General features: G+C 51.0%; 11 protein-coding genes. 10 read left to right on the top strand and 1 reads right to left on the bottom strand.

The window, feature by feature from the left end:
• Nucleotides 1-18: 18 nt before the first annotated feature.
• The 10 genes from BD749_RS19570 (at nucleotide 19) to BD749_RS04425 (ending at nucleotide 8,982) form a co-directional block, all read left to right on the top strand.
• Nucleotides 19-732 carry a CDP-alcohol phosphatidyltransferase family protein gene (locus tag BD749_RS19570; RefSeq protein WP_245868711.1) on the top strand — a complete coding sequence of 238 codons (714 nt, stop codon included), beginning with the start codon at nucleotides 19-21 and terminating at the stop codon, nucleotides 730-732.
• A 15-nt stretch (nucleotides 733-747) separates the two neighbouring features.
• Entirely contained in the window at nucleotides 748-1,308 is a 561-nt protein-coding gene (locus BD749_RS19565; RefSeq protein ID WP_101443153.1) for a DUF4833 domain-containing protein, read from the top strand.
• Nucleotides 1,309-1,315: 7 nt separating this feature from the next.
• A complete protein-coding gene (locus BD749_RS04460) occupies nucleotides 1,316-1,936 on the top strand; it encodes a sterol desaturase family protein (protein WP_101443152.1) in 621 nt (206 codons plus the stop codon).
• 1 nt (nucleotide 1,937) lies between these two features.
• Complete coding sequence (locus BD749_RS04455; protein WP_101443151.1) at nucleotides 1,938-2,888, top strand: phosphatase PAP2 family protein; 951 nt, start codon at nucleotides 1,938-1,940, stop codon at nucleotides 2,886-2,888.
• A 35-nt stretch (nucleotides 2,889-2,923) separates the two neighbouring features.
• The gene (locus tag BD749_RS04450; protein WP_180336308.1) at nucleotides 2,924-3,544 is read left to right on the top strand and encodes an HAD family hydrolase; all 621 of its coding nucleotides are present in this window, start codon (nucleotides 2,924-2,926) and stop codon (nucleotides 3,542-3,544) included.
• Nucleotides 3,545-3,999: 455 nt separating this feature from the next.
• The gene (locus BD749_RS04445; RefSeq protein WP_101443150.1) at nucleotides 4,000-4,866 is read left to right on the top strand and encodes a DUF4625 domain-containing protein; all 867 of its coding nucleotides are present in this window, start codon (nucleotides 4,000-4,002) and stop codon (nucleotides 4,864-4,866) included.
• A gap of 297 nt (nucleotides 4,867-5,163) precedes the next feature.
• Nucleotides 5,164-5,412, top strand: a complete 249-nt coding sequence (locus tag BD749_RS04440; RefSeq protein ID WP_101443149.1) for a hypothetical protein — start codon at nucleotides 5,164-5,166, stop codon at nucleotides 5,410-5,412.
• Nucleotides 5,413-5,496: 84 nt separating this feature from the next.
• A complete protein-coding gene (locus BD749_RS04435; RefSeq protein WP_245868707.1) occupies nucleotides 5,497-7,005 on the top strand; it encodes a sensor histidine kinase in 1,509 nt (502 codons plus the stop codon).
• Between the two features lie 45 nt (nucleotides 7,006-7,050).
• The gene (locus BD749_RS04430) at nucleotides 7,051-8,112 is read left to right on the top strand and encodes a serine hydrolase domain-containing protein (RefSeq protein WP_101443147.1); all 1,062 of its coding nucleotides are present in this window, start codon (nucleotides 7,051-7,053) and stop codon (nucleotides 8,110-8,112) included.
• 192 nt (nucleotides 8,113-8,304) lie between these two features.
• Nucleotides 8,305-8,982, top strand: coding sequence for a LytR/AlgR family response regulator transcription factor (locus BD749_RS04425; RefSeq protein WP_101443146.1), 678 nt, complete (start codon nucleotides 8,305-8,307; stop codon nucleotides 8,980-8,982).
• A 386-nt stretch (nucleotides 8,983-9,368) separates the two neighbouring features.
• Here the strand turns inward: BD749_RS04425 and purL are convergent, their stop codons facing one another.
• Nucleotides 9,369-13,052 (bottom strand): phosphoribosylformylglycinamidine synthase, encoded by a 3,684-nt coding sequence (gene purL, locus BD749_RS04420; RefSeq protein ID WP_101443145.1) that lies wholly within the window; start codon nucleotides 13,050-13,052, stop codon nucleotides 9,369-9,371.
• Nucleotides 13,053-13,188: the final 136 nt, after the last annotated feature.

Below are 13,188 nucleotides of genomic sequence, written 5' to 3'. Positions count from 1 at the left end.
GTCAAAGAACGCATGAGCATGGACAAATTACGCGACGCGCTGCAACAGGGGATCTACCAGGTGATCAACCCTTTTGTGAGGCTACTGATCAAGCTTGGCTTTACGCCCAACGCTGTGACCACGACCGGCCTGATCCTCAACATCGGGGTGGCGGGCATCTTTATATGGGGTGGGGAAACCAGCAACCGGGGCGAGCTGGAGTACGTGGGCTGGGCCGGGGCGCTGGTGCTCTTCGCCGGCGTGTTCGACATGCTCGACGGGCAGGTAGCGCGGCTGGGCAACATGAAGTCCACGTTCGGGGCCATGTACGACTCGGTGCTCGACCGCTACAGCGAGATGATCATGTTCATGGGCATCTGCTACTACCTGATCTCGCACCACTACCTGCTCAGTTCGCTCTTTGCTTTTGTGGCGCTGATCGGTTCTATGATGGTGAGCTATACCCGCGCGCGGGCCGAGGGGCTGGGTGTGGAATGCAAGGGCGGCCTGATGCAGCGTCCGGAGCGAATCGTGCTGATCGGCCTGTCGGCCATTGCCTGCGGTATTACTTATTATTTCGTGGGAGCGGACTACAAGGTATACGTACCGGGCGTTCCGTTCCATGTGTTCGAGACCATGTCGGTTTTCACTTTGCCTATCACGGTGATGGCCGTCATGACCAATGTAACTGCCTATCACCGCCTGATGGATTCCAAAAAAGCGATGGAGGCAAAAGAGATGGCGACCCGCTAAAAGAAGCATTACAACGTGAGAAGAATACTTCACCTGGCATTACTGCTTTTATACTTTGGCACAGGCAGTGCCAGCGCCGGCGGTCTGGCAGGTATAGCCGAGGCAAAAGCCGATTCGCTGCCGGTGCCAAAAGGCATCAAGGACCTGAAGTTTTACGTGCAGCGCGACCCCAATGCCAACACCGTGGTCTACGAACTGAACCGCACGGCACAGGGCCAGCTCAACGAAACCGAACCCATTCATGCCTACTGGATCAGGTATGCGGATGGGGGAGAACAGAGAGAGTTGAACTATATTCAGCGCAAGTTTGCCTATGGCCTCAACACCAAAAAGCTGGGCAAGGACCACTATGAGCTGAAGTTCGTGAGTTACAGCAAACTGGCGCTATACCTGCGCAAAGATGCTGCGGGCAGGTATAACGTGTACACCACCATCAACCAGAAAGAAGCCATCCTCGACCGGGTGTTTGTGCGCATCGAGGGAGGCACGTTCTGGGTACCAAATGTTTTGTATGTAGAGCTGAAAGGCAGGGATGCCACTACCGGCAAAGCCGTGACAGGGCGCTTTAAACCTTGATTTTCAAATGAAAAAGAACTTTGTTTCCAACTCGCAGGACTCCGTCAGGATGTTTAAGTACGACTGGATGGAGGCGCTTTCTAAGGTACACTACACTGTCCCGCTTTACATTTATGTGCCGGTCATATTGTTTTTGAGCTGGCTGGCGCTCTCTGCAGAGCAACTTCCGGTACTGGCCTTTTTGGGCTATGCGGCATTGGGGCTTTTTGTCTGGACGCTGACCGAGTATGTGCTGCACCGCTTCGTGTTCCACTTTGTCCCGAGGGCCGGTTGGGCGCTGCGCCTGCACTTCATTTTCCACGGCGTGCACCACGACTACCCCAACGATGCCAAGCGGCTCGTGATGCCACCTTCTGCCAGCATACCCATGGCAACAGTCCTGTATCTGCTCTTTTCGCTTTTATTGTCGGGCGGAGCGCTGTATGCCTTCTTTGCCGCCTTTTTAGTGGGCTACCTGTTTTACGATATTTCGCACTACGCCCTGCACCATTTCACCTTTAAGAGCGAGTTCTGGAAAAAGCTGAAGAAGCACCACATGCTGCACCACTATTCCGATGCCACGAAGGGTTATGGCGTCAGCTCGGCCTTGTGGGACAAAGTTTTTGGATCTGATTTTGACAAAAAATAACATGAGTACAACGACTGCGGCGGCTGGGGAGAAAAAGCGCGTGTCGCGCAAAGAAATGCTGGTGCTGGCTGCTTTATCTGTTGGGTATTTGCTGCTGTCTTACCTGCTGGTGGGCTTCAAAACCGATCAGCTGGTATTGATCGGCCTGGCCAATGTCCTTTACTTTGCCACACCGGTTACCCGCAAATTCATCACCGGCTTTTCCATCTTTATTGTGTTCTGGGTGCTGTACGATTACATGAAGGCCTTCCCGAACTACTGGTTCAACGCGGTGCACATCGAGGACCTGTACCATGCCGAAAAAGCGGTTTTCGGGATACAGAGCGGCGACGCGGTGCTAACCCCGAATGAGTGGTGGCAGCTGCACAGCCATACCTTTCTGGATGTGCTGAGCGGGATTTTCTACCTTAGCTGGGTGCCGGTGCCGCTGGCCTTTGCCGGTTTCTTGTTTTTCTGGAACAGGCAGCAGTTCGTGTATTTTTCGCTTACCTTTCTGCTTGTCAATTTGCTGGGTTTTGTGGTGTACTACCTTTACCCGGCCGCCCCGCCCTGGTATGTGCAGCTGCACGGCTTCGAGTTTATCCCCAAAACACCGGGCAACACGGCTGGTCTGGTCCGTTTCGACGACTTTTTTGGCATCACCGTTTTCCACTCGCTTTATGCCAAGGGCTCCAATGTGTTTGCGGCCATGCCCTCGCTGCACTCCGCCTACCCGCTCATCGTGCTTTACTATGCGCTCAGGAACAAACTGGGGCTGCTTGCCAAGGGCATCTTTACCCTTATTACATTCGGCATCTGGTTTGCGGCTGTCTATACCTCGCACCACTATGTGCTCGATGTGCTGGCCGGTATCGTGTGCGCGACGTGTGGCATCCTGTTATTTAACTGGCTGGTTCGCCGTAACGGGACAGTGAGCAAAGCCATCGGGCAGTTTGTGACGGCCATACGCTAAGTGCCCTACAGCATATTTTGAAAAAATCAGTTGAAATGAGTTTGAACATAGAGAACGGAAAAGCGCTGCAGGCGCTAACAGCTCTTTCGGAAGGCGACTACCAGGCTTTCTTGTATGACTGCGACGGCACTCTGGCCGACAACATGGGCGCGCATAAACTGACCTACGTGGCTGTGGCCGAACGGCAGGGTGTGACGATTGACCCTGCCATAATAGACGAGTTTGCCGGTTTGCCTATACCTGCCGTGGTGAAGGAAATCAACAAGCGCTATAGCAGCCGCTTCGACCCGCTGATATTTGAGGCGCAGAAGGCGGAAATTTTCTACAGCGAATACATTGAGAAGACCCAACCGATTAAGTATGTAGTCGACCACCTGTTAGCCAGTGCCGGTAAGTTGCGGATCGGTGTGGTGTCGGGGGGAGCAAGGAAGTCGGTGCAGCGTACGCTGGAGGTATTAGGTATAGCAGACCTGGTAGAAGTACTGGTATGCGCCGGCGACACAGCAAAAGGCAAACCTTATCCGGATCCCTTCCTGAAGGCCGCGGCATTGTTAGGCGTTGCGCCAGACAAATGCCTGGTATTTGAAGACGGCGAACCAGGTGTGCAGGCTGCCGAGGCCGCTGGCATGCGCTGGATCAGGATCGATCAGGTATAGCAAGGGCTCCATACTTATTTACAACCCGCCCGACAGGTATAGCAACAATGCCCTCGTTTGAATTTACCTTCTACCAACAACCATCTGAGGACGTATCGGGCACTTTCACGTAAAATTTGCTCACACTACCCCGCAGGGTTTCCTGCAGAAGTGTTATATGCGTATACTATTAAGTATAGGCAGGCCTCAACAAAGCTGTTCTGGTAACTAACAATAAACGAGGTATAACAGGCCATACCGGTGCCTGCCTGTAAGGTGATAACATGCTAATTTTGAGTGGCTCAAAATTCCTATCCGCTCCGGATACCTGATCTGCTTGCTCTCTTCCCAACTTATCTTCAGCCTCTGTTTTAAACACAACATTGCGCTTTCCCCTCTAGTACCACGGCAGTCCTGTCTCCGGACTGATATTGCATTGACCTTCCTGTTTTCCTGTACATTTAGACCGTACTGCTATGAGGAAAATATATCAACTTTCATTCATTTTACTGCTGTGGATAGGGGTATCCTGCGGCGGTGACGATGACCCAACTCCGTCCACAGTCAACAACCCGCCTGACACAGAAAAGCCCAAAATCCAGCTTCTGACCCCGGAAGAAAACTCCACCTTCCTCGTGATCAATTTGATAAGGTTCAATACCAGGCTTTCAGATAATGTGGCTTTAGGCACCTTGAAAGCATCCTTGGTTAGTAGCGATGGGAGCAGAAGTGAGATCATGGAACCGTTCATATTCACAGATGCAATGAACATAACAGATTTCACAGGCTCTTTTTACCCACGAGAGATAGCCCCGGGAACCTATACGCTGCTGTTGGAAGTACTGGACAGGCAAAAAAACATGGCCAAAGATTCCGTGGCGATCACCATACATGCGCCCGCCATAAACCAGGCAGAATTTGAAAACGCCTTTAAAAAGAATACCTTTTACTATTACCTCGATTGGGGTTGGTTTGGCTTTGATTTCATTAATGGCGTCGAGTTCGTCAAGTCCCAATTCACTTATGGCCTGCTTATGATGATGAGTATGGATAACTATATAAATAAGGACCAATGGGAGAAGTTTGTGAAAGATTTCCAATTTGAAAAGCAGACCTGGGCCTCTTGGGACAAAGACGGGAATGGTATGTTGGATGACATAGAGTTCCACCAGGGAATTGAGCAACTTGGGCTGTTTGAAAAGTGGGACCAGAATAAAGACAAACTGGTAAATGAAAAAGAATTTGTGCGCGGCATTTTCAAAAGCTGGGACAGAAACCGGGATGATGTGCTGAGCAGGGAAGAGTATTTCGAGCCGTTTTACACCTATCTGTCACTTCACTGAACAACCGCAGGGCTCAGTTACAGGTAAAAGTGCGCGCTGAGTTAAACCTGACTGCGCTCGCCTGCATGGCTCGGCAGGTATAGCTGGTGTTCCGTCGTAGGCAAAGCCGCTCAAGCAATGGGCGGCTTTTTTATGCGCTAAATACCAGCCCGGTTTTGGGGTAAATGGCGTTCCAAGTATGGTTTATCACTTCTTTTAGCTGTTTCATCACTTTTAGTTGAAGCCCTGTTTTCAGTTTGCTACTATTATACCTGAAATAGTATTGGAAAGCGACCTGGAACGGAAAGCACACGACAGATGAACCCATCAAGCAGCCATTTATCAAAAATCAATCCGGTTGGTAAGCAGGAGCTGAAAAATACCTGCTTGCTGCTACTGCTTGGCCTGCTTGCGTTGCCAAGCGGCATAGGAGGGAAGGAGCCAACGCTGCTGCGGCTGGTTGCCCTGCTGCAGCGGCAGGTAGAGCGGTCTTTCCTTTTCGAGGACATGGATGTGGCGGGGAAATGGGCAGAACTGCTTCAGTTTATGCTGGAAACATTGTTTTAGCACCATCCGTCACAGATTCACGCGTATTCATCACATTTTTTGTATATACTCACACCTTTCATTTATCATTGTTTTATGAATGATATGACACTAGATCAGCGCATCGCAAAGCCCATCCAGACCGCTAAAATTGAGTTCTGGGCGGCTACAGCCATCTTTGTTTTTGCCATCTTCTCGCTCTCCACCTCCGACGAGCCCTATCGGTGGGATTTCGAAGAAGTAGGGATACACTATCGCTTTTACAAGCATCATTTCTGGCCGCAGCTGATCCGCTATACCTTGCTATACCTGGGATTCCTGCTGCTCAATTTCCAGATCATACCCAAGCTGATGCAGAAGGAACGCGCAGCGCTCTATGCCTTGTTGCTGCTGGTGCTCTACGTGGGCTACTCATTTATTGCGGGCGTGCTCGATACCTATACCAAGAGCTACCTGATCAACTGGTATTATCCGGGGGAACAAGACTATGATCTGATCTTCCAGGATAGTTTCCGCCATACGCTGTTCCTGTTGCTGCTGGTCGGCATCTATACCTTTATCAAATACAGTGGCCTATACCTGCTGTCCAACGCTACGGCCATTTCGGCCAGGTATAAGTTTGTTAACCGGGAAACGCTCACTGCCTTTATCATCTGGATGGTGAGTGTGTTTGTGCTGATGGTGTTCGATATCGATCAGGATATCACGGTAACCCTGGGGATACTCTCCCTGAGTGCTTTAGCGCTTTATTGTGGAGCTTACTATTACCTGATTCCGAATGCACTCCGGTCCAAAAAACCTCTCCGGAAGTATCTTTTGGTGTCACTTCTGGTCGTGATCCTGGCCTATTTGCCGGTGACGTTTCTGCTGCTGCCGTTTTTTCATGACGAAGACAATGCCTTTGGTCTGAGCTTTTTCAACTCTCTTTTCCAGTTGGTGGTAGCGGCGCCTTTCATTTGGTTCTTGTTCAGGCGCCAGATGAAGGGGAGAGAGGAGATGGTGGTGCTGAAGAAAGAACTTGGCACAACAAGCGCCAACCTGGATTTCCTGCGATCGCAGATCAACCCGCATTTTCTCTTCAACGCCCTGAACACGCTCTACGGCACGGCCCTGCAGGAAAAAGGCGAGCGCACTGCCCAAGGTATACAGATGCTGGGAGACATGATGCGCTTCATGCTGCACGAAAACCACCAGCAAAAGATCCTGCTTTCGCGCGAGATAGAGTACATGCGCAATTACATCGACCTGCAGCTGTTGCGCACCTCGGCCTCGCCCAACATCGCCATCGAGACCAAGATCGATGATGTGGTAGGGGATAAGTACATCGCCCCCATGCTGCTTATACCTTTCATCGAAAACGCCTTTAAGCACGGCATCAGCCTTAAGCACAGGTCCTGGATCCGGATAAGCCTGCACAGCGAGCAGGACAAGGTCTACTTTGACGTGTACAACAGCAAGCAGAAGAAGTCGGAGCAGGACCCCGAGAAAGATGCCTCAGGTATAGGCCTGGCCAACGTGCGGCAGCGACTCAATCTGCTATACCCGGAGCGGCATGAGCTGATCATCCGCGATACGCCAGAAGAGTTTTTTGTGCACCTCACCCTGCAGCTGTAGGCACAGCGTGTATAGGTTGCTTTCATCTACTAAAAATTCTGCATCATGAAAATAGCATTGTTCTTTTTCGGTTTTTTCTTTGTCGTGACAAGCGTAACAGCTCAGAAATTTCAGACAGCAAAATTGGACAGCTTGTTTTCCTTGCTGGAAAAACATGATAAAGCCATGGGCAGTCTATCAGTCTATCACAAGGGCGAAAGCGTCTATCAAAAATCAATTGGCTACGCTGATGTCGATAAAAAGGTGAAAGCAACGGCTACTACGCCATACAGGACTGGTTCTGTTTCCAAAATGTTTACTGCCACGCTTGTCATGCAATTGATAGAAGAGGGCAAATTATCGTTAGATACCAAACTGTCGACGTTGTATCCCGAATTACCGAACGCAGATCAGATAACCATACAGCATCTCCTGCAACATCAGAGTGGCATTTTTGATATTATAAAATCCCCGAATTTCAACGAGTGGATGGTAGAAAAGAGAAGCAAGGAAGAATTGTTAACCAAAATCAAAGAAAACGGCAGTGTGTTCTCCCCTGGCGAAAAACGGGACTATTCCAATACGAACTACATCATTCTATCTCTCATTCTGGAGGACATTGAAAAGAAGGTTTTCGCTAAAATTCTGGAAAAGCGGATCATTAAACCTCTTCAGCTAAAAAATACTTATTACGGGGAAAGTAACCCTAAAAAATTTGTGTCAAGCTCCTACGAAAAGAAGGCTGGCGTATGGGAAAAACCTATTCATATTGACTTAAGCATTCCCCGTGGAGCGGCAGGGATCATCTCGACTCCAGAAGACCTGAATAAGTTTATGAACGGACTTTTTGATGGAAAGCTGGTATCCGAAAATTCCCTTGCGCTTATGAAGAAAGAGCCTGGCATAGGCATGTACCCTATTCCTGTTTTACAGGAAGAAAAAATGATTGGCCACATGGGAGGTATGGACGCCTTTAAATCTCTTGTGGTGTATATGCCTAAACAAGACATGACTTTTGCATATACCTTCAATGGGGTAGATTATCCATATAAAGAGATCGTGATGGGGATCTTTCATATTCTGTTAAATAAGGAATATGATTTACCAAATCTGGAAGCTGGGAACTAGCAGGCGTGCAGCAGATTTTGCATGAGCGTCCGCAAGTTTATACCGGCAGTAACAAGGCGCTGCTGATCAGGTTCTGGACATAAGCCTAAAATTGGATGTTGCTTCACTTCCTGGCTTTTACAGTGCTTTTTTTAACAGAAATAGAGGTATTATTGAGGAACCCTAAAGTGGTTGAACTTAAAAAGAACTGGTATGCGCGCAATAGCAATAGACGACGAACCGATGGCCCTGGAAGTAGTGCGGGCCCATGCTGCCAAGGTGCCCTTTCTGGAACTGGTAGGTTGTTTTACGGATGCCTTTAAAGCCCTGGAGTTCCTGCAAAACGAGTCGGTCGACCTGCTGTTTCTCGACATCAAGATGCCGGACATCTCCGGGCTGGAGTTCGTGACGAGCCTGCAGAAAAAGCCGATGGTCATCTTCACGACGGCCTATTCGGAGCATGCCGTGACCAGTTTTGAGCTGGATGCGGTCGATTACCTGCTAAAGCCTTTCTCGCTGCCAAGGTTTATTAAAGCCTGCAACAAGGCCCAGGAACTGCTGCAACTGCGCGGCACAACAGCGCCTGTAAAAGATTACCTGTTTCTGAAGACCGGTTACGAGCAGGTGAAGGTATACTACGACGAAATCCTGTACCTGGAGGCGGCAGGCAATTACGTGACCTTTGTGCTGGCAGATGGCAGAAAACTGCTCTCGCGCATGACGATACAGGAACTGAGCGAGCAGCTACCTGCGGACAGCTTTGTGCGGGTGCACCGTTCCTACATCGTCTCCAAAAAGCAGATCGACAAAATAGAGCGTCACCAGGTGTGCATCAAAGGAAACGAAGTACCTGTCGGCGCCTCATATATGCAGCAGTTGCAGGGGATTTGATTGCTATACCTGGGGTGGTGTCGTTTTGATAGCTTCATTTGAGGGCGGGGCCGATATACTCTTGGAAGCACTCAAATTTAAGTATATTGGTTTCACTCTCTGAAATTATCCCCTTGAGGGGATTATAGGGATGTAGGTTCGGTGCTAAGATGCAATGGTTGGATATACTGGGAAATCCTCACAGATGTAAAACACACCTCTGCGCTCCCCTCAAGGGGAGAATCTGCAGAATGAAAAGGTCCTATACCTGAGAATACTTCTGCTTGATAGGGTAACTGAGAGGTAGAATAAATAGCCCGACTGACGAACAGCTACAAAATCAAGAAAGGCGCTCCGGTCAATTCCGGAGCGCCTTTCTTGTTTATTAGGACTGTTATACCTAGCTTTTAGTTACCATTCGCTTCCAGCCATTTTCTGGCGTTCACGAAAGCTTCTATCCAGGGCGATACTTCATCGTGACGGCCTTTCGGGTAGTGCGCCCACTGCCACTGCAGGAGCGAACGCTCGATGTGCGGCATCATCACCAGGTGGCGACCTGTTTCGTCGCAGATCATGGCGGTGTTGTAGTCAGAGCCGTTCGGGCAGGCAGGATACGTCTCGTAAGCGTACTTCGAAACGATCTGGTACTTGTCCTCGGTGTGCGGCAGACTGAAGCGGCCCTCGCCATGCGATACCCAAACACCCAGCGTGCTGCCCGCCAGGCTGGAGAGCATCACCGATTTGTTTTCCTGGATGGTGAGCGAGGTGAAGATACTCTCGTGCTTCTGGCTCACGTTGTGCAGCATGCGCGCCTTCTGGTCGTGCCCCATTGTGATGAAGCCAAGCTCCACAAAGAGCTGGCAGCCGTTGCATATACCTACAGATAAAGTGTCTTCGCGCTTGAAGAAGTTCTCAATGGCATTCTTCGCTTTCTCATTATACATAAAGGCACCGGCCCAGCCTTTGGCAGAGCCCAGCACGTCGGAGTTGGAGAAGCCTCCCACAGCTCCAATGAAGCGGATATCCTCCAGCGTTTCTCTTCCCGAGATCAGGTCCGTCATGTGCACATCTTTCACATCGAAGCCGGCCAGGTACATGGCATTGGCCATTTCACGCTCCGAGTTGCTTCCTTTCTCACGGATGATCGCCGCCTTGATGCGTGGCTTCGTGCTGTCGATCACCGGTTTTTTGCCGTCGAAGTTCGCCGGGAAGGTATAGTTCAGCTCGTGCTTCTTGTAGTTCTCGAAACGCTCACGGGCACTGTGCGGACCGCTTTGCTTGATATCGAGCAGGTAAGATGTTTTGAACCAGGTATCGCGCAGTTGGGCGATGTCGAAGGTATAGGCATCGTTTCCGTTCTTCAGTTCCAACGTAGCAGAAGCAGTTGCTGTACCGATTTTGTGGAAAGGAACCTTGTTCGCTTCTAGCGTAGCCTCCACCTCAGCTGAAGCCTGGAACACCACGCCGATGTTCTCGGCAAAAAGCACTTTCACGCTGTCTTCTTCACCAAGAGATGTCAGGTCGATGCTGGCGCCCAGGTTGTTGTCGGCAAAGCACATTTCGAGCAGCGTTGTGATCAGGCCGCCGCTGCCAATGTCGTGACCGGCTTCGATCTTATCTTCTTTGATCAGCTGCTGCAGTGTGTTAAAGGCATTGCCGAACAAGGCTGCATCCGTGATATCTGGTGTCTCGTTTCCGATCTTGTTCACAATCTGCGCAAAAGAGGACCCCCCCAGTTTGAAGGCGTCGTTCGACAGGTTGATGTAGTAGATGTTGCCGCCATTGTGCTGCAACACTGGCTCCACCACCTGGCGCACGTTGCTGCAGTTACCGGCTGCTGAAATTATCACAGTGCCCGGTGCGATCACGTCTTCGTCTTTATACTTCTGCTTCATGGAAAGCGAATCCTTGCCCGTCGGGATGTTGATACCCAGGGTAATGGCAAACTCCGAGCAGGCTTCCACGGCTTTGTACAGACGCGCATCTTCGCCTTCGTTTTTCGAAGCCCACATCCAGTTGGCCGAAAGCGAAACGCTCTTCAAGCCATCTTTCAGCGGTGCCCATACAATGTTGGATAGTGACTCGCCGATAGCATTGCGGCTACCGGCTGCGGGATCGATCAGGGCAGAAATAGGAGAGTGGCCAATGGAAGTTGCTATACCTTCTATACCTTGAAAATCGAGCGCCATCACACCGCAGTTATTCAGCGGCAGTTGCAGCGGGCCGGCGCATTGCTGCTTGGCCACACGGCCACCCACGCAGCGGTCCACTTTGTTCGTGAGCCAGTCTTTGCAAGCTACGGCCTCCAGTTGCAGCACCTGCTCGAGGTAGGTGTAGAGTTGGTTTTTGTCGTAGCTTACCGGCTGGTAATTTCTTTCCACAGTCTGGTCGGTCATCACCATTTTCGGTGAGCTGCCAAACATGTCGCTCAGCTCCAGGTCCATCGGTTTTTCACCTGTGGTAGACGACTGGAACGTGAAGCGGTGGTCGCCGGTCACGTCGCCCACGGTGTACATCGGGGCACGCTCGCGCTCGGCTATTTTCTGAAGTGTCTCAATGTCTTTTTCACCGATCACCAGGCCCATTCGCTCCTGCGACTCGTTGCCGATGATCTCTTTGGCCGACAGGGTAGGGTCGCCCACCGGCAGTTTGTCCAGGTCGATTTTGCCGCCTGTTTCTTCCACCAGTTCCGAGAGGCAGTTCAGGTGACCGCCGGCACCGTGGTCATGGATGGAAACAATCGGGTTGTGCTCGCTCTCCACCATGCCACGGATGGCGTTGGCGGCGCGTTTCTGCATTTCGGGGTTAGAGCGCTGGATGGCGTTCAGTTCTATACCTGAGCCGTGCTCGCCGGTGTCGGCAGACGATACAGCGGCACCGCCCATACCGATACGGTAGTTCTCGCCGCCCAGGATCACAATCTTATCGCCTGTTTTCGGATGTCCTTTCTGCGCCTGGCTCGCTTTGCCATAGCCCACGCCACCAGCCAGCATGATCACCTTGTCATAGCCCAGCTTGCGTGGCGACTCCAGTTCATCGGCTTTTTCGTCATGCTCAAAAGTCAGCACGGAGCCCGTGATAAGCGGCTGCCCGAATTTGTTACCGAAGTCGGTAGCACCGTTTGAGGCTTTGATCAGGATGTCCATTGGCGTCTGGTATAACCAAGGGCGCTCCTGCGTGGCTCGTTCCCAGGGACGGTCTTTTTCGAGACGCGACAATGCGGTCATATACACAGCTGTTCCAGCTAATGGCAGCGCTCCCTGACCACCGGCCAGTCGGTCGCGGATCTCACCACCCGAACCGGTGGCGGCGCCGTTGAAAGGCTCTACCGTAGTCGGGAAGTTGTGCGTTTCTGCTTTGATGGAGATCACCGACTCGAAATCGCTCACCTGGTAATAGTCCGGCACATCGGCACGTTTCGGGGCGAACTGCTGCACCACTGGCCCTTTTATAAAGGCCACGTTGTCCTTGTAAGCCGAAACGATATCGTTCGGGTTGGTTTCGGATGTCTTGCGGATCAGTTTGAAAAGCGAGCTCTCTTTCTCCTGGCCATCGATCACGAACTTGCCGTTGAAGATCTTGTGGCGGCAGTGCTCCGAGTTCACCTGCGAGAAACCAAACACTTCCGAGTCGGTGAGCGGTCGACCCAGTCGTTCGGAAAGCTGGTTCAGGTAGTCTACTTCCTCCTCGCTCAGCGAAAGGCCTTCCTGCTTGTTGTAAGCTGCAATATCCGTTACAGGCTGCACCGGCTCCGGCTGGATGTTGATGGTATAGATCTCCTGGTTCAGGCCGTTGTACTTCTGCGAAAGCATCGGGTCGAAATCCGTGAAATCCTCGGCTACGATCTTGAACTCCTCGATGCGGATGATGCCTTCGATGCCCATGTTCTGGGTGATCTCCACGGCATTGGTGCTCCAGGGCGTCACCATGGCTGCGCGTGGTCCAACAAAAAAGCCACTCAGCGCAGTTTCCTGTTTTCGAGTGGCGTTGCCGAATAGCCATTCCAACTTTTGGATGTCAGTGGCGTTAAGTTCTCCCTTTGCTTGCAGGGCGTAAACTGTGTCAGGTTGACTAAAAAAGAAGTGAAGCATGCTTATTTTTTTTCAATACACAAATGTAGGGTTATTCTGTTTGATATGCTTGCTTCAATAGTTAAAACATTTCTACTTGCAGAGGCCAGCGCTCCATTCTAAAAGCTGCTGCATGCCGGCAAGTCGTTTGAGTGCG

The sequence above is a fragment of the Pontibacter ramchanderi genome (assembly GCF_002846395.1).
In the GTDB taxonomy this organism is placed as follows: Bacteria; Bacteroidota; Bacteroidia; order Cytophagales; family Hymenobacteraceae; genus Pontibacter; species Pontibacter ramchanderi.
Note: the sequence above shows the minus strand (reverse complement) of the source record. Positions and strands in the feature narration are given on the sequence as shown.

Coding starts and splice junctions, on each gene's coding strand:
- BD749_RS04440 (WP_101443149.1), top strand. CDS start 5,164: ATGAACCCATCAAGCAGCCATTTATCAAAAATCAATCCGGTTGGTAAG.
- BD749_RS04450 (WP_180336308.1), top strand. CDS start 2,924: ATGAGTTTGAACATAGAGAACGGAAAAGCGCTGCAGGCGCTAACAGCT.
- BD749_RS04445 (WP_101443150.1), top strand. CDS start 4,000: ATGAGGAAAATATATCAACTTTCATTCATTTTACTGCTGTGGATAGGG.
- BD749_RS04435 (WP_245868707.1), top strand. CDS start 5,497: ATGACACTAGATCAGCGCATCGCAAAGCCCATCCAGACCGCTAAAATT.
- BD749_RS04460 (WP_101443152.1), top strand. CDS start 1,316: ATGAAAAAGAACTTTGTTTCCAACTCGCAGGACTCCGTCAGGATGTTT.
- BD749_RS04430 (WP_101443147.1), top strand. CDS start 7,051: ATGAAAATAGCATTGTTCTTTTTCGGTTTTTTCTTTGTCGTGACAAGC.
- BD749_RS04455 (WP_101443151.1), top strand. CDS start 1,938: ATGAGTACAACGACTGCGGCGGCTGGGGAGAAAAAGCGCGTGTCGCGC.
- BD749_RS19570 (WP_245868711.1), top strand. CDS start 19: ATGGACAAATTACGCGACGCGCTGCAACAGGGGATCTACCAGGTGATC.
- BD749_RS04425 (WP_101443146.1), top strand. CDS start 8,305: ATGCGCGCAATAGCAATAGACGACGAACCGATGGCCCTGGAAGTAGTG.
- purL (WP_101443145.1), bottom strand. CDS start 13,052: ATGCTTCACTTCTTTTTTAGTCAACCTGACACAGTTTACGCCCTGCAA.